Source organism: Pseudomonas sp. Z3-6 (assembly GCF_051131985.1).
GTDB lineage: Bacteria > Pseudomonadota > Gammaproteobacteria > Pseudomonadales > Pseudomonadaceae > Aquipseudomonas > Aquipseudomonas zanjanensis.
Map to the genome: position 1 here is coordinate 2,205,569 of NZ_CP071644.1, position 18,704 is coordinate 2,224,272.

Annotated in this window: 17 protein-coding genes and 5 tRNA genes; 17 read left to right on the top strand and 5 right to left on the bottom strand. The window is 61.7% G+C overall.

The genetic code is table 11. The features are described from left to right. The first annotated feature begins 222 nt into the window (after positions 1-222). The 6 genes from J3P88_RS09935 to J3P88_RS09960 all read left to right on the top strand — a co-directional run bounded on the left by J3P88_RS09935 (position 223) and on the right by J3P88_RS09960 (position 6,310). The gene (locus J3P88_RS09935; protein ID WP_186708716.1) at positions 223-531 is read left to right on the top strand and encodes a PepSY domain-containing protein; all 309 of its coding nucleotides are present in this window, start codon (positions 223-225) and stop codon (positions 529-531) included. After that, on the top strand, positions 531-842 hold the full coding sequence (locus J3P88_RS09940) for a PepSY domain-containing protein (protein WP_434574953.1): 312 nt from the start codon (positions 531-533) through the stop codon (positions 840-842). Before J3P88_RS09935 ends, J3P88_RS09940 begins: the two co-directional genes overlap by 1 nt. Continuing rightward, the gene (locus J3P88_RS09945; protein WP_053123507.1) at positions 842-1,510 is read left to right on the top strand and encodes a response regulator transcription factor; all 669 of its coding nucleotides are present in this window, start codon (positions 842-844) and stop codon (positions 1,508-1,510) included. Before J3P88_RS09940 ends, J3P88_RS09945 begins: the two co-directional genes overlap by 1 nt. Then, positions 1,507-2,820: an ATP-binding protein gene (locus J3P88_RS09950; RefSeq protein ID WP_186730956.1), complete on the top strand. Its 1,314-nt coding sequence runs from the start codon at positions 1,507-1,509 to the stop codon at positions 2,818-2,820. The genes J3P88_RS09945 and J3P88_RS09950 overlap by 4 nt, the downstream gene beginning before the upstream one ends. A gap of 247 nt (positions 2,821-3,067) precedes the next feature. Next, a complete protein-coding gene (locus J3P88_RS09955) occupies positions 3,068-4,384 on the top strand; it encodes a Na+/H+ antiporter family protein (protein ID WP_434576400.1) in 1,317 nt (438 codons plus the stop codon). Positions 4,385-4,630: 246 nt separating this feature from the next. Then, entirely contained in the window at positions 4,631-6,310 is a 1,680-nt protein-coding gene (locus J3P88_RS09960) for a methyl-accepting chemotaxis protein (protein WP_186708719.1), read from the top strand. A 272-nt stretch (positions 6,311-6,582) separates the two neighbouring features. On the opposite strand, the gene yegQ is transcribed toward J3P88_RS09960, so the two are convergent. Continuing rightward, positions 6,583-7,908: a tRNA 5-hydroxyuridine modification protein YegQ gene (gene yegQ, locus J3P88_RS09965; RefSeq protein ID WP_434574955.1), complete on the bottom strand. Its 1,326-nt coding sequence runs from the start codon at positions 7,906-7,908 to the stop codon at positions 6,583-6,585. A gap of 148 nt (positions 7,909-8,056) precedes the next feature. Here yegQ and J3P88_RS09970 point away from each other — a divergent pair, with 148 nt between their 5' ends. Further along, positions 8,057-9,118 (top strand): AI-2E family transporter, encoded by a 1,062-nt coding sequence (locus J3P88_RS09970; RefSeq protein WP_186708721.1) that lies wholly within the window; start codon positions 8,057-8,059, stop codon positions 9,116-9,118. Here the strand turns inward: J3P88_RS09970 and J3P88_RS09975 are convergent. The 3 genes from J3P88_RS09975 to J3P88_RS09985 all read right to left on the bottom strand — a co-directional run bounded on the left by J3P88_RS09975 (position 9,115) and on the right by J3P88_RS09985 (position 9,905). Then, complete coding sequence (locus tag J3P88_RS09975; RefSeq protein WP_434574957.1) at positions 9,115-9,297, bottom strand: hypothetical protein; 183 nt, start codon at positions 9,295-9,297, stop codon at positions 9,115-9,117. The two genes, J3P88_RS09970 and J3P88_RS09975, sit on opposite strands and share 4 nt — an antisense overlap. A gap of 89 nt (positions 9,298-9,386) precedes the next feature. Further along, complete coding sequence (locus J3P88_RS09980) at positions 9,387-9,581, bottom strand: hypothetical protein (RefSeq protein WP_434574959.1); 195 nt, start codon at positions 9,579-9,581, stop codon at positions 9,387-9,389. 248 nt (positions 9,582-9,829) lie between these two features. Then, positions 9,830-9,905 (bottom strand) — tRNA-Asn (locus J3P88_RS09985). A gap of 235 nt (positions 9,906-10,140) precedes the next feature. Here J3P88_RS09985 and J3P88_RS09990 point away from each other — a divergent pair. Continuing rightward, positions 10,141-10,368, top strand: a complete 228-nt coding sequence (locus J3P88_RS09990; protein ID WP_014337443.1) for a hypothetical protein — start codon at positions 10,141-10,143, stop codon at positions 10,366-10,368. A gap of 293 nt (positions 10,369-10,661) precedes the next feature. On the opposite strand, the gene J3P88_RS09995 is transcribed toward J3P88_RS09990, so the two are convergent. Then, on the bottom strand, positions 10,662-11,858 hold the full coding sequence (locus J3P88_RS09995; protein ID WP_250965490.1) for an amino acid aminotransferase: 1,197 nt from the start codon (positions 11,856-11,858) through the stop codon (positions 10,662-10,664). Between the two features lie 332 nt (positions 11,859-12,190). Between J3P88_RS09995 and uvrB the strand changes: the two genes are divergently transcribed. The 9 genes from uvrB to J3P88_RS10040 all read left to right on the top strand — a co-directional run bounded on the left by uvrB (position 12,191) and on the right by J3P88_RS10040 (position 18,650). Beyond that, on the top strand, positions 12,191-14,206 hold the full coding sequence (gene uvrB / locus J3P88_RS10000) for an excinuclease ABC subunit UvrB (protein WP_186708725.1): 2,016 nt from the start codon (positions 12,191-12,193) through the stop codon (positions 14,204-14,206). 229 nt (positions 14,207-14,435) lie between these two features. Then, on the top strand, positions 14,436-15,917 hold the full coding sequence (gltX, locus tag J3P88_RS10005) for a glutamate--tRNA ligase (RefSeq protein ID WP_434574961.1): 1,482 nt from the start codon (positions 14,436-14,438) through the stop codon (positions 15,915-15,917). Positions 15,918-16,063: 146 nt separating this feature from the next. Then, positions 16,064-16,139: transfer RNA gene (locus J3P88_RS10010), tRNA-Ala, on the top strand. Between the two features lie 79 nt (positions 16,140-16,218). Next, positions 16,219-16,294 (top strand) — tRNA-Glu (locus J3P88_RS10015). Between the two features lie 53 nt (positions 16,295-16,347). Continuing rightward, a tRNA-Ala gene (locus J3P88_RS10020) sits at positions 16,348-16,423 on the top strand. A 75-nt stretch (positions 16,424-16,498) separates the two neighbouring features. Continuing rightward, positions 16,499-16,574 (top strand) — tRNA-Glu (locus tag J3P88_RS10025). 179 nt (positions 16,575-16,753) lie between these two features. After that, positions 16,754-17,293, top strand: coding sequence for a TetR/AcrR family transcriptional regulator (locus J3P88_RS10030; RefSeq protein WP_434574963.1), 540 nt, complete (start codon positions 16,754-16,756; stop codon positions 17,291-17,293). A gap of 28 nt (positions 17,294-17,321) precedes the next feature. Then, positions 17,322-18,155, top strand: coding sequence for an alpha/beta fold hydrolase (locus J3P88_RS10035; RefSeq protein WP_186708730.1), 834 nt, complete (start codon positions 17,322-17,324; stop codon positions 18,153-18,155). A 45-nt stretch (positions 18,156-18,200) separates the two neighbouring features. Beyond that, positions 18,201-18,650 (top strand): acyl-CoA thioesterase, encoded by a 450-nt coding sequence (locus tag J3P88_RS10040; protein ID WP_186708733.1) that lies wholly within the window; start codon positions 18,201-18,203, stop codon positions 18,648-18,650. The last annotated feature ends 54 nt before the right edge of the window (positions 18,651-18,704 follow it).

Genomic DNA, 18,704 nt, shown 5'->3' on the forward strand with positions numbered 1-18,704 from the left:
CTCGAATACGGGTAGGCGGCTGATTATAACGACACAAGTCAATGTGGGAGCGAGCCTGCTCGCGATAACGTCGGTTCAGCTACATCGATGCCAGGCAGAGAGACCGCTATCGCGAGCAGGCTCGCTCCCACAGAGGATTTTTCACGCATGATGGCCATTCAGTTTCAGTTAAGTTCACCCCGATACAGTCCCCGGGCAAAGATTATAAAAAGGAGACAACCCATGAACCGCCTGACTGCCTTTTTCATCGCGACCCTCATGGCCCTCGGTACGAGCCTGGCTCACGCACGAGACCTGGGCGTGGACGAAGCCCGTAAGCTGCAAGACGCTGGTACCATCCTGTCCGTCGAAAAGCTCGATGCCGCCGCCCTGGCCAAGCACCCTGGCGCCACCTTGACCGAGACCGAGTTGGAAGAAGCGTACGGCAAGTACATTTACCAGGTGGACCTGCGCGATACGAAGGGCATCGAGTGGGATCTGGAATTGGACGCCACCAATGGCAAGGTACTCAAGAATCATCAGGATCTGTAATGAAGCTTAATTTATGCGCCCGCAGCCGATGGGCGCTGGCGTTGCTGGCGTTTTGTTCGCTGGCCATGGCCCGTGACCTGGACCAGGACGAGGCCCTGCAACTGCGCCAGCAGGGCGTTATCCTGCCGCTGGAGCATCTGTTGCAACAGGCGCTGGACCGCCACCCGGGCGCCAAACTGCTGGAAGCCGAGTTGGAGGAGAAACACGGCGTCTATATTTACGAAGTCGAGCTGCTGGACACCGACGGCGTCGTGCGCGAACTGGACCTGGAGGCCACGACCGGCCGTTTACTCAAAGATAAGGAAGACTGATGCGCCTGCTTCTGGTGGAAGATCACGTGCCCCTGGCGGACGAATTGATGGCCGGGCTTGCACGGCAAGGGTACGCCGTCGATTGGCTCGCCGACGGGCGCGACGCGGTGTACCAAGGCAGCAGCGAGCCCTACGACTTGATCATCCTCGACCTCGGCCTGCCAGGTGTGCCGGGGCTCGACGTGTTGGCCCAGTGGCGTGCTGGTGGCCTGGCGACGCCGGTGTTGATCCTCACCGCCCGAGGGTCCTGGGCCGAGCGCATCGAGGGGCTCAAGGCCGGCGCCGATGACTACCTGACCAAGCCGTTTCATCCTGAAGAACTGCACTTGCGGATCCAGGCACTGCTGCGCCGCTCCCATGGGCAGGTCAACCAGCCGACGCTAAAGGCCGCCGGGTTGCACCTGGATGAGAGTCGCCAGTGCGTGGTCCGCGACGGCACCGACATCCAGCTCACGGCGGCCGAGTTTCGCCTGTTGCGCTATTTCATGCTGCATCCCGAACAGATCCTTTCCAAAAGCCATCTCGCCGAACACCTGTACGACGGTGAGACCGAGCGCGATTCCAACGTACTGGAAGTTCATGTCAATCACCTGCGGCGCAAGCTGGGACGCAGCGTGATCGAAACCCGTCGCGGCCAGGGTTACCTGTTCGGCGGGCAGGCGCAGTGAGATCCATCCAGCGGCGCCTGAGCCTGGGCCTGATCGGTGTAATGCTGGTGGTCGGCCTGATCCTGGCGCAAACCAGCCTGTGGCTGTTCGAGCTGGGCTTGCAGCGTTACCTGGAAGCCGGCCTGCGCAACGACAGTGAAAACCTGCTGGTGGCCCTGGTGCGCGGCCCGCTGGGCTTGCAACTGGATGAACGGCGCCTGTCGCCGGCCTATCAGCGACCGTTCTCCGGGCATTATTTCCGCATCGATTTTGCCGATGTGCATTGGCGTTCCCGCTCGCTGTGGGACCAGGAGTTGCCCCGGCTCGACCACCCAGGCTTGCACAGCAATCTGCAACTGGGCCCGGAGGGCCAGAAGCTGCTGGTGCTGCGTACCGACTATCGGCGGCTGGGCCAGGCGATTTCCATCAGCGTGGCCCAGGACTATACGCCGGTGCGTGACAGCTTTCGCCGGATGCAACAGGTTGGCCTCGGGCTCGGGTTGGCGGGGCTGTTGCTGATCCTGTTGCTGCAACGCCTCACCGTGCGCCGGGCCTTGCGTCCGCTGGACCGGGCCCGGGAGCAGATTGCCCAGTTGCAGCGCGGGCAGCGCACGCAACTGGACGAACAGGTGCCACGGGAGCTTGAACCGTTGGTCGCGCAAATCAACCATCTGCTGGCCCACACCGAAGACAGCCTCAAGCGTTCGCGCAACGCCCTGGGCAACCTCGGCCATGCCTTGAAAACCCCATTGGCGGTGCTGCAAAGCCTGGCATCGAACGAGAAGCTCGACCCCTATCCCGAGCTGCGCAAACTGTTGCTCGACCAATTGGAGCAGGTCCGCCAGCGCCTCAACCGCGAACTCAACCGTGCCCGGCTGTCCGGCGATGCCTTGCCCGGCGCGCACCTGGACTGCGACGCCGAACTGCCAGGGCTGCTGGCCACGCTGAACATGATCCATGGCGAGCACCTGCACCTGAGCTACGTCGCCCCACCGGGCCTGCACCTGCCCTGGGACCGTGAAGACTTGCTGGAACTGCTGGGCAACCTGCTGGACAACGCCTGCAAATGGGCCGATGCCGAGGTGCGCCTGACCCTGACCGAAACCGCCGAAGGGTTCAGCCTGGCGGTGGAGGACGATGGCCCGGGCATTCCCGCGGACCGCCGCGAGCAGGTGTTCAGCCGCGGCACGCGATTGGACGAACAGACCGATGGCCACGGCCTGGGCCTGGGCATCGTGCGGGACATCGTCGACACCTGGGGCGGGCTGTTGGCGTTGGATGACAGCGAGTGGGGTGGGTTGAAGGTTGTGATCGAGTTGCCCAGGCGCTGACAACTACTTCATGGCACCGCCCTCCTGTGGGAGCGGGCTTGCTCGCGAAAGCGGAGTGTCAGTCATGAGTTTTTAGCTGACACATCGCATTCGCGAGCAAGCCCGCTCCCACAGGGGGAGTGGTGGCTGCAAACATTGCGAGACTTGAAAACCCGCCCCAGGGCCCTTGCAGCTTGCCGCCGCTTGCTGCAAAGTCGCGACCTTTTTGTCCGGTGGCTTTCCATCGCTGTGCGTTGAGGTAACGATGATAAATGCAGTAATTGCCGCGGTTGGCGTCATGCTCGTGCTCAGCCTGTCTCGTGTGCACGTGGTGATCGCGCTGATTATCGGCGCGTTGGTGGGCGGCCTGACGGGCGGCCTGGGGATCGAGGCGACGCTCAAGGCGTTCAATGCCGGCCTGGGTGGCGGTGCGACGGTGGCATTGTCCTATGCCTTGCTCGGCGCCTTCGCCGTGGCGATTGCCAAGTCCGGCATGGCCCACGCCCTGGCGGACAAAGCCCTGGCCCTGGTGGATCGCCAGGACGTCGCCGGTGGCTCGGGCGTCAAATGGGTGCTGATCGGTATGCTGGGCACGGTCGCGGTCGCTTCCCAGAACATCCTGCCGATCCACATCGCTTTCATCCCGCTGCTGGTGCCGCCGCTGCTCTACGTGCTGACCAAGCTGCAGCTGGACCGTCGCTTGATCGCCTGCGTCATGACCTTCGGTCTGATCACCCCCTATATGTTCCTGCCGGTGGGCTTCGGCAACATCTTCCTCAATGAAATCCTGCTGGCCAATGTCGCCCGCAGCGGCGTCGACATCAGTGGCATCAATATCACCCACGCCATGGGCATCCCGGCGCTGGGCATGGTGTTTGGCCTGGCGCTGTCGTTCATCACGTACCGCAAGAAACGCGTCTATGACCTGAAGAAGATCGCCAAGGCCGAGCAAGTGGCCGTGCGCTACAACCCGCTGAGCCTGATCGTGGCCGGGGTTGCGGTGGCGGCGGCATTCGCGATCCAGCTGCTGGTGGACTCGATGATCATCGGCGCCCTGGCCGGGTTCCTGATTTTCTCGCTGTCGGGGGTGGTGCGCTGGCGTGAGACGGACGACCTGTTCACCGAAGGCATGAAGATGATGGCGATGATCGGCTTCATCATGATCGCCGCCTCAGGGTTCGCCGAGGTGATGAAGGCCACCGGTGAAGTCCAAAGCCTGGTGGAAGCTTCGGCGGCCTGGATCGGCCACAACAAGGGCATCGGCGCGCTGATGATGTTGCTGGTGGGCCTGCTGGTGACCATGGGCATCGGCTCGTCGTTTTCCACGGTGCCGATCCTGGCGACGATTTTCGTGCCGCTGTGCCTGCAGCTGGGCTTCAGCCCGCTGGCAATCGTCTGCATCGTCGGCACCGCCGGCGCCCTGGGCGATGCCGGCTCGCCTGCCTCGGACTCGACCCTGGGCCCGACCTCCGGCCTGAACATCGACGGCCAGCATCATCACATCTGGGACACCGTGGTCCCGACCTTCATCCACTACAACCTGCCGCTGCTGGCGTTTGGTTGGGTGGCGGCGATGGTGTTGTAAGGCTGATTCAACAAGACTCTAGGACTGAGTCGCAACCTTCGCGAGCAAGCCCGCTCCCACACTGGATCTGCTGTGAACACGGAATGTGTGCACACCAGCAATCCCTTGTGGGAGCGGGCTTGCTCGCGAAGAGGCCCTTGAATCCAGCGACTCTGCCAACTGACTGTTCACCTTGTCCTACAGTTTTGCCGTGCGCTGCCGTTAATACAGCTAACCACGCCAATAACACCAACAAGAGTGAACAGCATGCGCCTGAGCCTGAAGGCTAAAGTCCTGTCCCTTGCGATACTGCCGGTATTGCTGTCCGCCGTGATCATCAGCCTGACCACGGCTTTCATCTTGAAGGAACAAGCGAGTAAAGAAGTCCAGCAAACCCGCGAGCGCCTGCTCAGCGAGGCCAAGGCCACGCTGCAGAACTACGTGGCGGTGGGCCTGACCGCGATCAAGCCGCTCTACGATGCCGCCGCGCCGGGTGATAACGAGGCGCGCGCCCAGGCCATCAAGCTGCTGTCGAACATCAGCTACGGCAAGGACGGCTATTTCTTCGGTTACGACTCCGAGACCATTCGTCTGTTCAAGGCCAACAGCCCCGATGGCGTGGGCAAGAGCTTCAAGGACAACCGCGATCCGAACGGTGTCTATGTCAACCGCGACCTGGTGAAAGTCGCCAAGGACGGCACGCATTACCTGGAATACAGCTCGCCGCTGCCCGGCAGCAAGGACCTGGTGCCCAAGCTCGGCTACACCGAATACCTGCCCAAGTGGGACTTGGCGGTCGGTAGTTCAGTCAACCTGGACGGCATCGAAGCCCAGGTGGCGCTGGTGGAAGCCAAGGTCCACGATCGCCTGCAAGGCGTGGTACTGAGCATCGTCGGGATCGCCGCCGTGGTGTTGCTGGTGATTGCGGTGGTGGGCCTGGTGCTCGCCAACACGATCCTGCGCCCCCTGCACCTGATGAAAGACAACCTCGATGACATCGCGGCGGGCGAGGGTGACCTGACCCGGCGCCTGGCGATTACCAGCCAGGATGAACTGGGCCAACTGGCCGGTTCGTTCAACCGCTTCGTCGACAAGATCCACGGCCTGGTGCGGCAGATCACCGACATGACCTCGCAACTGACCGGCCTGGTGACCCAAGTCTCCGAGCAGGCCCAGCGCTCCGAACAGGCGATGGAGCGTCAACGCCACGAAACCGATCAGGTCGCCACGGCGATCAACGAGATGTCCTCGGCGGCCCAGGAAGTCGCTCGCAGTGCCCAGGGCGCTGCCGTCGCGGCCCAGCAGACCGACGAAGAAGGCCAATCGGCCAAGCGCGTGGTGGCAGGCAGCATCCAACAGATTCATGCGCTGGTGAACGATATCCGCAGCAGCGGCGTGTCCTTGGACAGCCTGCAGCAAGACGTGGCCTCGATTGTCAGTGTGCTCGGGGTGATTCGTTCGATCGCCGAGCAGACCAACCTGCTGGCCCTCAACGCCGCCATCGAGGCCGCGCGTGCCGGCGAGGCGGGGCGTGGGTTCGCGGTGGTGGCCGATGAAGTGCGGGCCCTGGCCAGCCGGACCCAGCAAAGTACCCAGGAAATCCAGGGCATGATCGACCGGCTGCAATCGGGCACCCACGCGGCAGTGGAAGCGATGCGTCGTTCCAGCGAGGCCGGCGATGGCACCTCGGAACGGGCCAACGAGGCGGGCGCGTCCCTGGACACCATGGCGCAGCTGATCGGCACCATCAACTCGATGAACGCCCAGATCGCCAGCGCCGCCGAAGAACAGACTGCCGTGGCCGAAGAAATCAACCGCAGCGTGCATCAGATCGCCGTGGCCGTGGACAGCGTCGCCGACGAAACCCAACTCGGCGCCCAGACGTCCCGCAGCCTGGCCGACCTGGGCCAGCGCCTGGGTCAACTGGTGGGGCAGTTCCGCATCTGACCCGGAGCAGCAGGAGCTGCCGAAGGCTGCGATCTTTCGCTCTCGATCCAGATGTTTTCGCCTGGGCTACCAGGCCCTATCGGAAGCGGAGGATCGCAGCCTTCGGCAGTTTCTGCCGGGAGCTAAAGATTTGTGGCATGCAGAATCTTGTGTCCATCACAAATCCCCTGTGGGAGCGGGCTTGCTCGCGAATACAGTGTGTCAGCCAATGTATTCACTTCTGACACACCGCCTTCGCGAGCAAGCCCGCTCCCACATTTGTTCGGTGGCGACTATGGCTCACGCACATCCCGCATCAACAACCCAAACCGCAGATCCACCGCATCCGGGATCGGCACGTACACCACATGCCCATCCCCCGGTGCCACTTCGATGGCCTGGCCCTTGATGTCCTGCAACTGATGCAGGTCGAAGTGAAAGTTGCCCTTGGGGGTCATCAGTTCCATGTGATCACCCAGGCCAAAACGGTTCTTCACCCGCACTTCGGCCAGGCGTTCGCGCCGTTCGCCGGTCAGTTCGCCGACGAACTGCTGGCGCTCCGACACTGAGCTGCCGTTCTGGTAGTTCTGGTATTCGTCATGCACGTGGCGTCTCAGGAAGCCTTCGGTGTAGCCACGCTGGGCCAGGGACTCCAGGTCGGTCATCAGGCCGCGATCGAATTCCCGGCCGGCCACCGCATCATCGATGGCCCGGCGATACACCTGGGTGGTGCGCGCGCAATAGAAGTGCGACTTGGTGCGGCCTTCGATCTTCAAGGAATGCACGCCCATGCGCGCCAGGCGCTCGACGTGTTGCACGGCCCGCAGGTCCTTGGCGTTCATGATGTAGGTGCCGTGCTCATCCTCGAAGGCCGGCATGGACTCGTCCGGGCGATTGGCTTCCTGGAGTAGAAACACCTGGTCGGTGGGCGCGCCGAGGCCCAGGGTCGGTTCGGGCTGATAGCTCTGCACAATGTCGCCCACGGCATTTTCCACCGCCGGCTGCGCCGAGTATTTCCAGCGGCAGGCGTTGGTGCAGCTGCCCTGGTTGGCATCGCGCTTGTTCATATAACCGGACAGCAGGCAGCGCCCCGAATAGGCCATGCACAGCGCCCCATGGACGAACACTTCCAGCTCCATGGCCGGGACTTGCTCGCGAATCTCGGCGATTTCTTCCAGGGACAGTTCCCGGGACAAGATGATCCGACACAGACCTTGCTGCTGCCAGAACTCAACGCTCGCCCAGTTCACCGTGTTGGCTTGCACCGACAGGTGAATTGGCATCTGCGGAAAATGCCGGCGAACCAGCATGATCAACCCCGGGTCGGACATGATCAGCGCGTCCGGTGCCATGGCAATCACCGGTTCGAGGTCTTTGAGAAAGGTCCGCAGCTTGGCGTTGTGCGGGGCAATGTTCACCACCACGTAGAAGCGCTTGCCCATGGCCTGGGCCTCGGCGATGCCCAAGGCCAGGTTCCCGTGGTCGAATTCGTTGTTGCGCACTCGCAGGCTGTAGCGCGGCTGGCCGGCGTACACCGCGTCGGCACCGTAGGCGAAGGCATAACGCATGTTTTTCAGGGTGCCGGCGGGCGCCAGCAGTTCGGGGGCGGCGAGGGTCATGGTGGGGGCGGGTCGCAAAAAGCGCGGAGGGTACGCCAGGGTCGGCCAGGCCTTATTGACTTGGATCAAGGGCACAGTGCAAGCGTGACGGCACTCCGGCGAGTCCTGGCTGACTAATGTGTATCTCGCCTTTGGACATGGAAAGCTGATGAATCGAAAGATGCTGCAAAACAAAGCCCAGATGTTGCTGCTGGTGCTGGTCACGGTCGCCTTTATCTGGATTCTGCTGCCGTTCTACGGGGCGGTATTCTGGGCGGTGATCCTGGGTATCGTCTTTGCGCCGATGCAGCGCCGCCTGCAGTTCAAGTTCGGTTGGCACCGCAATCTCACGTCGTTGTTCACCTTGAGCATCTGTGTGGTCATCGCGATCCTACCGGTGATTGTCATCAGCATGTTGCTGGTCCAGGAGGGAGCGGCGCTGTACAAGAGCCTGGAAAGCGGTGAGCTGGACATTGCCGATTACCTGGCCCGCTTCAAGGATGCCTTGCCGCCGTACTTCCAGCACCTGCTGGACCGCTTCGGCCTGGGCAACCTGAACGGCTTGCGTGACAAGATCGTCAAGAGCGCGATGCAGGGCAGCGAATTCTTCGCCACCCAGGCCTTCAGTTTCGGCCAGGGTACCTTTCAGTTCCTGGTCAGTTTCTTCGTGATGCTCTATCTGCTGTTCTTCTTTCTGCGCGACGGTGCGGAGCTGGTGCGCAAGGTGCGCACGGCCATTCCCTTGGCGGAACATCAAAAACGCCGCTTGCAGTTGAAATTCAATCGGGTGGTGCGGGCTACCGTGAAAGGCAACCTGTTGGTCGCCATTACCCAAGGTGCGCTGGGTGGGCTGATCTTCTGGATTCTGGGGATCCCTACGGTATTGCCCTGGGCGGTGCTGATGGCGTTCCTGTCATTGTTGCCTGCGGTGGGGGCAGGTCTTGTCTGGGCGCCGGTGGCGGTGTATTTCCTGCTCTCGGGAGCGATTTGGCAGGGCGTGGTGCTGACGTTGTTCGGGGTGTTCGTGATTGGCCTGGTGGACAATTTCCTGCGGCCGATCCTGGTGGGCAAGGACACCAAGATGCCCGACTACCTGGTGCTGGTCTCGACACTGGGTGGGCTGGCGGTGTTCGGACTGAACGGCTTCGTGATCGGGCCGCTGATCGCGGCGCTGTTCATGTCGTGCTGGGCCTTGTTTGTCGAAGGCTCACCGCGGGTGCAACTGCCCTAGGCGTTCATCAGGTAGGGGCCGATACGTTGTGACAGCGCCTCGGCGGCGGGCAGTGAAGTCAGCGGGCCGCTGATGGCCACGCCGTCCTGCACCAGATACCAGCAGGCCAGCAACCCGAGCTCCCGGAGTGGGGCGGGGACGGCGCTGCCAATGACAGACATGATTTGAACCTTGGGCATGGGAAACCTCCATCAATCGATGGGGTTACCTTAAGGCTCAGGGGGAAGGACGGAAAATCAACTGGCTCAATAGTAGGAATCGATGCCGCTCAATCGACGACCAGATCGAGCATGTGCACCAGTTCCTGCTCATTGAGCAGGCCCTTGCGCACCAGGTTTTCCGCCAGCAGGGAAAGGAATTTGGCGCTGCGGTGGCCTTCCAGTTGCTTGAGTTCGGTCAGTACGTTGTACACCTTGCTGGAGGTGCACAGGCCGACAATGCGATGGGGGTTTTGTGTGGGCATACCTTCGTCCTTGTTTTTATGAAGCTGTTGTTGGCGGACAGGACCAGTGTGCGGCCCTGTCATGACGCTCACGTGACAGCTTGGGTTGTCGGAAAAAGAAAGCAGGATCCGGACCATATTGCCTTTTTGGTGTCGGATTGTTGTTCCGGCAGCGACCTCGGCCAGGCTTATATGGCCATCCACCTGTTTTTTGCCCACAAAAAAGCCCCTGGATCTTTCGAACCAGGGGCTTTTTGTGTGTTGCTGTCTGGCTCCACGACCTGGACTCGAACCAGGGACCCAGTGATTAACAGTCACTTGCTCTACCAACTGAGCTATCGCGGAATGGCGCGTATGTTACTGATTGGAAAAGAGAAGTCAAGCGTCTATTGCCGGGCGGCGCATTCCTGCTGCCCATTGAAGGACAATCAACGATTGGCAGTTACCGCAACGGCGGCAGAGGGCTACCATGGTTGCCCGGAAGTGGCAGGACGCGCTGCCGGCCATTCGCCGACATTGAGGTACGCGCCATGAATCATCTGTTACCCCTTCACACAGCCCCTTGCGCGCAGGTGTGCCTGTGAGTACCGCCCAGATCAGTTTGCCCAAGGGCGTGGGGCCTCATGCCGAGAAACTGTACGACGCCATTACCCAGGCCAGCACCGCCGAGGCGCTGAATCGCGCCGGTGGCAAGGCCGAGGGGTTTGTCCTGGGGCTGGAAAGCACCAAGGCGATCAAGAGCCAGGTTGCCGAGTCGTTGTATGTCATCTATGACGATGCGGCGAGCCAGCGGGCTACGGAGCTGTAGCTTCAGCCAGAGTGTCGTGCCCGGTGCTTTTGTGGTCTTGTTTTTGTGGTTTTGCTTTTGTGGTTTTGCTTTTGTGGCGAGGGAGCTTGCTCCCGCTGGGCTGCGAAGCAGCCCCAAAATGCTTGGTTAAATCAGTCTGAAATACCGAGGTGGTTGGTTTTAGGGCTGCTGCGCAGCCCAGCGGGAGCAAGCTCCCTCGCCACAGAAGCAGGCTACAGAAGCAGGCCACAAAAACATCGGGTCAAAAAAAGGGAAGCCAATGGCTTCCCGTTTTTTCATCCAGCGTCGAGGCGTCAGATCACCTGGACGATGGCCTTGGTCACCGCATCGATGTTGTTCTGGTTCAGCGCGGCCACGCAGATGCGACCGGTGTCCAGGGCATAGATGCCGAACTCGTTGCGCAGGCGCGTCACTTGTTCAACGGTCAGGCCGGAGTAGGAGAACATCCCGCTCTGGCGGGCGACGAAGCTGAAGTCGTGGTGCGGCGCGGCCTTGGCCAGCATGTCGACCATCTGGTCGCGCATGCCGCGAATCCGCAGGCGCATTTCGGCCAGTTCGGCTTCCCATTGCGCGCGCAGCTCGGGGCTGTTGAGCACAGCGGCGACGATGCTGGCGCCGTGGGTTGGCGGGTTGGAGTAGTTGGTGCGGATCACGCGTTTGACCTGGGACAGCACGCGGGCGCTTTCTTCCTTCGATTCACTGACGATCGACAGGGCGCCAACGCGCTCGCCGTACAACGAGAACGATTTGGAGAACGAGCTGGAGGCAAAGAAGGTCAGCCCCGACTCGGCGAACAGGCGCACGGCCGCCGCGTCTTCGTCGATGCCTTCGCCAAAGCCCTGGTAGGCCATGTCCAGGAACGGTACGTGGTTCTTGGCCTTGACGACCGCCAGCACGTTTTTCCAGTCTTCCGGGCTCAGGTCCACGCCGGTCGGGTTGTGGCAGCAAGCGTGCAGCACAACGATCGAACGGTCGGGCAGGGCGTTGAGGTCTTCCAGCAGGCCGCTGCGGTTCACGTCGTGGGTGGCGGCGTCGTAGTAGCGGTAGTTCTGCACCGGGAAGCCGGCGGTTTCGAACAGGGCGCGGTGGTTTTCCCAGCTCGGGTCGCTGATGGCGACGACGGCGCCAGGCAGCAGTTGCTTGAGGAAGTCGGCACCGATCTTCAGTGCGCCGGTGCCGCCCACGGCCTGGGTGGTGATGACGCGGCCGGAAGCGATCAGCGCCGAGTCCTTGCCGAACAGCAGGGTCTGCACGGCCTGGTCGTAGGCGGCAATGCCGTCGATTGGCAGGTAACCACGGGAAACGTGCTGAGCCACGCGAATCGTCTCGGCTTCGACAACGGCGCGCAGCAATGGAATGCGCCCTTCCTCGTTGCAGTAAACACCCACCCCCAGGTTCACCTTATTGGTACGGGTGTCGGCGTTGAAAGCTTCGTTGAGGCCCAGGATGGGGTCGCGGGGTGCCAATTCGACAGCGGAAAACAGGCTCATTAGTGCGCGGCTCTGAATGGAGAGTGAGGGGACGTGTGGCGCTCCAGCCGAATGCACTAGAGCGGTGCACAAACGGGGAGCTAGTATAGAGGCCATCACCCGGCACGGCGACAGGCGATTCGGCTTTTACGGTAAGTTTTTTCGATTTTTTTCGACCGTTAGTCCTCTCGCCGCGTCAAAGTCTTCAAGGCGTGTAGGACGTTCGTCTTGAAAGCGAAGGCATTCACCTCCACATTGTGTGCATCCCAGCTTTTTCCTCGGACGACATCAGTCGTTTCGGTCTTTCTCGTTCCTGTCGGCTGGCCGACAGGGGTGAATCCAGAGGTTATGTCATGTCTGAATTCCAGCTAGTCACCCGCTTCCAGCCCGCCGGCGATCAGCCGGAAGCCATCCGCCTGATGGTCGAGGGTATCGAGGCCGGGCTGGCGCACCAGACGTTGCTCGGTGTGACCGGTTCGGGCAAGACCTTCAGCATCGCCAATGTGATCGCCCAGGTGCAGCGCCCGACCCTGGTGCTGGCGCCGAACAAGACCCTGGCGGCGCAGCTCTATGGAGAGTTCAAGGCGTTTTTCCCGAACAACGCCGTGGAGTACTTCGTTTCCTACTACGACTACTACCAGCCCGAGGCCTACGTGCCGTCCTCGGACACCTTCATCGAGAAGGATGCCTCGATCAACGATCACATCGAACAGATGCGACTGTCGGCGACCAAGGCGTTGCTCGAGCGCAAGGACGCGATCATCGTCACCACGGTGTCGTGCATCTACGGTCTGGGCAGCCCGGAAACCTACCTGAAGATGGTGCTGCACGTGGACCGTGGCGACAAACTCGACCAGCGTGCCTTGCTGCGGCGCCTGGCGGACTTGCAGTACACCCGCAACGACATGGATTTCGCCCGGGCGACGTTCCGGGTGCGCGGCGATGTGATCGACATCTACCCGGCGGAATCGGACCTGGAAGCGATCCGCATCGAGCTGTTCGACGATGAAGTGGAGAGCCTCTCGGCGTTCGACCCGCTGACCGGCGAAGTGATCCGCAAGTTGCCCCGCTTCACTTTCTACCCCAAGAGCCACTACGTGACGCCTCGGGAAACCCTGCTGGACGCCATCGAAGGGATCAAGGTCGAGTTGCAGGAGCGCCTGGAGTACCTGCGTTCGAACAACAAATTGGTGGAAGCCCAGCGCCTGGAACAGCGCACCCGCTTCGACCTGGAGATGATCCTGGAGCTTGGCTACTGCAACGGCATCGAGAACTACTCGCGCTACTTGTCGGGTCGCCCGGCGGGTGCGCCGCCGCCGACGTTGTATGACTACTTGCCCGCCGATGCCTTGCTGGTGATCGACGAATCCCACGTCAGCGTGCCCCAGGTCGGCGCCATGTACAAAGGCGACCGTTCGCGCAAGGAAACACTGGTGGAGTACGGTTTCCGCCTGCCCTCGGCCCTGGACAACCGGCCGATGCGTTTTGACGAATGGGAGAGCGTGAGCCCGCAGACGATTTTCGTCTCGGCCACGCCTGGCAACTACGAGGCCGAGCATGCCGGTCGCGTCGTCGAGCAAGTGGTACGGCCGACTGGGCTGGTGGACCCACAAGTCGAGGTGCGTCCGGCCCTGACCCAGGTCGATGACCTGCTGTCGGAGATCACCAAGCGCGTGGCGGTGGAGGAGCGGGTGCTGGTCACCACGCTGACCAAACGCATGGCCGAAGACCTCACCGACTACCTGGCCGACCATGGCGTGCGGGTGCGTTACCTGCACTCGGACATCGACACGGTGGAGCGGGTCGAGATCATCCGTGACCTGCGCCTGGGCACCTTCGATGTGCTGGTGGGCATCAACCTGCTGCGCGAAGGTCTGGACATGCCGGAAGTGTCGCTGGTGGCGATTCTCGATGCGGACAAGGAAGGTTTCCTGCGTTCCGAGCGCTCGTTGATCCAGACCATTGGTCGCGCGGCACGTAACCTCAATGGCCGGGCGATTCTGTACGCCGACCGCATCACCGGTTCCATGGAGCGGGCCATCGGCGAGACCGAGCGCCGCCGCGACAAGCAGATCGCCTTCAACCTGGCCAACGGCATCACCCCCAAGGGCGTGTTCAAGGACGTCGCCGACATCATGGAAGGCGCCACCGTGCCCGGCTCACGCAGCAAGAAGCGCAAGGGCATGGCCAAGGCCGCCGAAGAGAGCGCCCGCTACGAGGCCGAACTGCGCTCGCCGAGCGAAATCACCAAGCGTATCCGGCAGTTGGAAGAGAAAATGTACCAACTGGCCCGGGACCTGGAGTTCGAGGCGGCGGCGCAATTGCGCGATGAGATTGGCAAGTTGCGGGAGCGGTTGCTGACCGTTTGAGTTTTGCGGTGGTTTCGATGGTCTCTTCGCGAGCAAGCCCGCTCCCACAGTTGACCGAGTCTTTCAGGCTGCATGCGATCTCCTGTGGGAGCGGGCTTGCTCGCGAAGGAGGCGACTCGGTCTGGGAGATGCCACACAAATCCCGCTCTCACTGGAGCCCGCCCGCCATCGCCTGTTACCATTCGCCCCCTGTTCGATCTTCGCTTTTATATTCTTTCCGAGACATGCCATGACCACCGTCCGCACCCGCATCGCGCCTTCGCCTACTGGCGATCCCCATGTCGGCACCGCCTATATCGCTTTGTTCAACTATTGTTTTGCCAAGCAGCATGGCGGCGAGTTCATCCTGCGGATCGAGGACACCGACCAGTTGCGTTCGACCCGCGAGTCCGAACAGCAGATCTTCGATGCCCTGCGCTGGTTGGGGATCGACTGGAGCGAAGGCCCGGACGTCGGCGGCCCGCACGGCCCGTATCGCCAGAGCGAGCGCGGCGAGATCTACAAGCAGTACTGCCAGCAGCTGGTGGACATGGGGCACGCGTTCCCTTGCTTCTGCACCGCCGAAGAGCTGGACCAGATGCGTGCCGAGCAAATGGCCCGTGGCGAAACCCCGCGCTACGACGGCCGGGCGCTGCTGCTGTCCAAGGAAGAAGTCGCCCGTCGCCTGGCCGCTGGCGAGCCCCACGTGATTCGCATGAAAGTACCGACCGAAGGCGTCTGCGTCGTGCCGGATATGCTGCGTGGCGATGTCGAGATCCCGTGGGATCGCATGGACATGCAAGTGCTGATGAAGACCGATGGCCTGCCGACGTACTTCCTGGCCAACGTGGTCGACGATCACTTGATGGGCATCACCCACGTCCTGCGCGGTGAAGAATGGCTGCCGTCGGCGCCGAAACTGATCCTGCTCTACGAATACTTTGGCTGGGAACAGCCGCAGCTGTGCTACATGCCGCTGCTGCGTAACCCGGACAAGAGCAAGCTGTCCAAGCGCAAGAACCCGACCTCGGTGACCTTCTACGAGCGCATGGGCTTCATGCCCGAGGCCATGCTCAACTACCTGGGCCGCATGGGCTGGTCGATGCCGGACGAACGCGAGAAGTTCTCGCTGCAGGAAATGGTCGAGCACTTCGACCTGTCGCGCGTCTCCCTGGGCGGGCCGATCTTCGACGTCGAGAAGCTGTCGTGGCTCAATGGCCAGTGGCTGCGGGACCTGCCGGTGGAAGAGTTTGCCGCTCGCGTGCAGAAGTGGGCGTTGAACCCTGAGTACATGATGAAGATCGCTCCCCATGTGCAGGGCAGGGTAGAGACCTTCAGCCAGATCGCTCCGCTGGCCGGCTTCTTCTTCGCCGGTGGCGTGACGCCGGACGCGAAGTTGTTCGAATCCAAGAAGCTCTCCGGCGACCAGGTGCGCCAGTTGATGCAACTGATCCTGTGGAAGCTGGAAAGCCTGCGTCAGTGGGAGAAGGACAGCATCACCGCGACCATCCAGGCCGTGGTGGATTCGCTGGAGTTGAAATTGCGCGATGCCATGCCGCTGATGTTCGCCGCCATTACCGGCCAGGCCAGCTCGGTTTCGGTGCTCGATGCGATGGAAATCCTCGGGCCGGACCTGACCCGTTTCCGTCTGCGCCAGGCCATCGATCTGCTCGGTGGCGTGTCGAAGAAGGAAAACAGGGAGTGGGAAAAACTGCTGGGCGCGATCGCCTAAGCGCTCCATGAGGCAGGACATACCCCGGTTTTCCGGGGTTTGTCGGTAAGTGATTGTTATCCCGGCAAAAAATTTTCAAATTTGTTGAAAATAAATTTGACAGCCCTCCGATACGCCCTTAAGATTCGCCCCGTCCTCAGCGATGAGGGGCTATAGCTCAGCTGGGAGAGCGCTTGCATGGCATGCAAGAGGTCGACGGTTCGATCCCGTCTAGCTCCACCAATTTACACTTCAAGGCCTGGCCACACCGGCCTTGAAGCGATCAACACTCAGCGTTGATCAGTTGTATAGAAGGGTTTGCGTCCCCTTCGTCTAGTGGCCTAGGACACCGCCCTTTCACGGCGGTAACAGGGGTTCGAGTCCCCTAGGGGACGCCAGTTTTACAGAAGCGATGTTGCAAGATGTCGCTCCGCCGCGAGGCGAAAAATCCGGGGCTATAGCTCAGCTGGGAGAGCGCTTGCATGGCATGCAAGAGGTCGACGGTTCGATCCCGTCTAGCTCCACCAATTTACACTTCAAGGTCTGGCCACACCGGCCTTGAAGCGATCAGTTCTCAGCACTGATCACGTTAGAAGGTTTGTGTCCCCTTCGTCTAGTGGCCTAGGACACCGCCCTTTCACGGCGGTAACAGGGGTTCGAGTCCCCTAGGGGACGCCACGATTACCCGCTCTGCGGGATTTTATAAGGGTCATTCAATTCTTGAATGGCCCTTTTGTTTGTCTGGCGTTCGGCCAATTTCCTATCCTTGAAAAACACTTCTGACCGGCGGTCAAAATTTCCGCTTGCGGAAAATTATTACATGGATAATATTTCAATCGTAATATTCGGAGGCGACGATGAGCGATAAAAAGGCACAAACCCGTGAACGCATTCTCAAGTCCGCTAGCGACGCGCTGATCCAGCGTGGGCCGGCAGAGCCGAGCGTGGGCGAGGTGATGGGCGCAGCCGGACTGACGGTGGGCGGTTTTTACGCCCATTTCGAAAGCAAGGATGCCTTGATGCTGGAGGCTTTCAAGCAATTGCTCAATCGCCGCCGCGGCTTGATCGCCGATATGGACGGCGAGCTGACAGGCGAAGAGCGGCGCGCCCTGGTCGCCGCGTTCTATCTGTCACGCAAGCACCGCGATTCCACCGAGCAAGCCTGCCCGATCCCGGCGTCGGTCGGTGAACTCGGGCGGCTGCCGGATGCGTTTCGTGAAGTACTCAATGAGCACATCGAGTTGATGGTCGCGCAATTGGCGGCCAGCCCGGAGGACGCCGACAAGGCTTTGGCCGACATCGCCTTGATGGTCGGTGGCCTGGCCCTGGCACGGGCATTGGGCCCGGGAGAGTTATCGGATCGTTTGCTGCGTGCCGCCAAGTCGGCGGTGCGTTGAACTGAGGCGCAAGCCCTGGAGATGAGCGATGGACAGGTTGAGCTGGATTCGTGGCGTCAATGGCACGCTGGGTTGGGTAGCTCCGGGCTTGGTGGCAAAACAGATGCGCTCGCTGTTCATGCGCCCTCGAAACTTGCCGCCACGGGATTGGGAACTGCCGCTGCTGGCGACGTCCCAACGAGTCACCTTGCGCTTCGGTCTCTCGGCCTTACGCTGGGGCAAAGGTCCGGCAGTCCTGCTGATGCACGGCTGGGAAGGGCGGCCCACCCAGTTCGCGGCGCTGATCACCGCCTTGGTAGACGCCGGTTACACGGTCGTGGCACTGGACGGTCCGGCCCATGGTCGCTCGCCGGGTCGCGAGGCGAATGTCCTGTTGTTCGCCCGGGCCATGCTCGAAGCCGCCGCCGAGTTGCCGCCGTTGCAGGCGGTGATCGGGCATTCCATGGGCGGCGCCAGTGCCATGTTGGCCGTCCAGCTGGGGTTGCGTACCGAGACGCTGGTCAGCATCGCCGCGCCTGCGCGCATTCTTGGGGTGCTGCGCGGTTTCTCCCGGATGATGGGCCTGCCGCCCAAGGCGCGTTCGGCCTTCATTCGCCAGGTGGAAAACGATGTGGGCATGCCGGCCTCGAAGATGGATGTAGCGCATTATCAGCTGGACGTGCCGGGGTTGATCGTCCATGCCGAGGACGACACATCGGTTTCGGTCAAGGAGTCGCAGTTGATTCATGAGGCCTGGTTCGATAGTCGCTTGCTGCGACTGCCGCAGGGCGGGCATCAGCGGGTGCTGGCCGATCCTCGTGTCATTGATGGCGTGTTATCACTGCTGGCCGGTCGCAGCCTGCAAGCGCGGCAATCGGCTTGAGCATCCGGTACACTGCCCCCATCCAAATTCGATCGGGAGAGGGGCATGGGCTGGGATCGGGCAACGCCATTCATCATTGATCTTCAGGTCAATGCCGAAGACATCGACGGGCTGGGCCACGCCAACAACGCGGTGTACGTCACCTGGCTCGAGCGCTGCGCCTGGCGCCATTCCCAGCGCCTGGGCCTGGACCTGGTGGAGTACCGGCGCCTGGATCGAGCCATGGCGGTGGTGCGCCATGAAATCGATTACCTGGCGGCCGCCTATGAAGGCGACGAGTTGCAATTGGCGACCTGGATCGTCGACTGGGACCAGCGCCTGAAAATGACCCGGCATTTCCAGCTGGTCCGTCCCAGCGACAACACCACGCTGCTGCGGGCCCAGACCACCTTTGTTTGCATCGAACTGTCCAGCGGCCGGCCCAAGCGCATGCCGCCGGAGTTCATCGAAGGCTATGGCGTGGCGCTGAACTCATCTGGCCTCCTCATGGACTGACCCACCGCCATCGCGAGCAAGCTCGGCTCCCACAGGGGATTTGTGGTGAGTGCA

Coding starts and splice junctions, on each gene's coding strand:
- gltX (WP_434574961.1), top strand. CDS start 14,436: ATGACCACCGTCCGCACCCGCATCGCGCCTTCGCCTACTGGCGATCCC.
- J3P88_RS09935 (WP_186708716.1), top strand. CDS start 223: ATGAACCGCCTGACTGCCTTTTTCATCGCGACCCTCATGGCCCTCGGT.
- J3P88_RS10040 (WP_186708733.1), top strand. CDS start 18,201: ATGGGCTGGGATCGGGCAACGCCATTCATCATTGATCTTCAGGTCAAT.
- J3P88_RS09995 (WP_250965490.1), bottom strand. CDS start 11,858: ATGAGCCTGTTTTCCGCTGTCGAATTGGCACCCCGCGACCCCATCCTG.
- J3P88_RS10035 (WP_186708730.1), top strand. CDS start 17,322: ATGGACAGGTTGAGCTGGATTCGTGGCGTCAATGGCACGCTGGGTTGG.
- J3P88_RS09960 (WP_186708719.1), top strand. CDS start 4,631: ATGCGCCTGAGCCTGAAGGCTAAAGTCCTGTCCCTTGCGATACTGCCG.
- yegQ (WP_434574955.1), bottom strand. CDS start 7,908: ATGACCCTCGCCGCCCCCGAACTGCTGGCGCCCGCCGGCACCCTGAAA.
- J3P88_RS09940 (WP_434574953.1), top strand. CDS start 531: ATGAAGCTTAATTTATGCGCCCGCAGCCGATGGGCGCTGGCGTTGCTG.
- uvrB (WP_186708725.1), top strand. CDS start 12,191: ATGTCTGAATTCCAGCTAGTCACCCGCTTCCAGCCCGCCGGCGATCAG.
- J3P88_RS10030 (WP_434574963.1), top strand. CDS start 16,754: ATGAGCGATAAAAAGGCACAAACCCGTGAACGCATTCTCAAGTCCGCT.
- J3P88_RS09980 (WP_434574959.1), bottom strand. CDS start 9,581: ATGCCCACACAAAACCCCCATCGCATTGTCGGCCTGTGCACCTCCAGC.
- J3P88_RS09970 (WP_186708721.1), top strand. CDS start 8,057: ATGAATCGAAAGATGCTGCAAAACAAAGCCCAGATGTTGCTGCTGGTG.
- J3P88_RS09945 (WP_053123507.1), top strand. CDS start 842: ATGCGCCTGCTTCTGGTGGAAGATCACGTGCCCCTGGCGGACGAATTG.
- J3P88_RS09975 (WP_434574957.1), bottom strand. CDS start 9,297: ATGCCCAAGGTTCAAATCATGTCTGTCATTGGCAGCGCCGTCCCCGCC.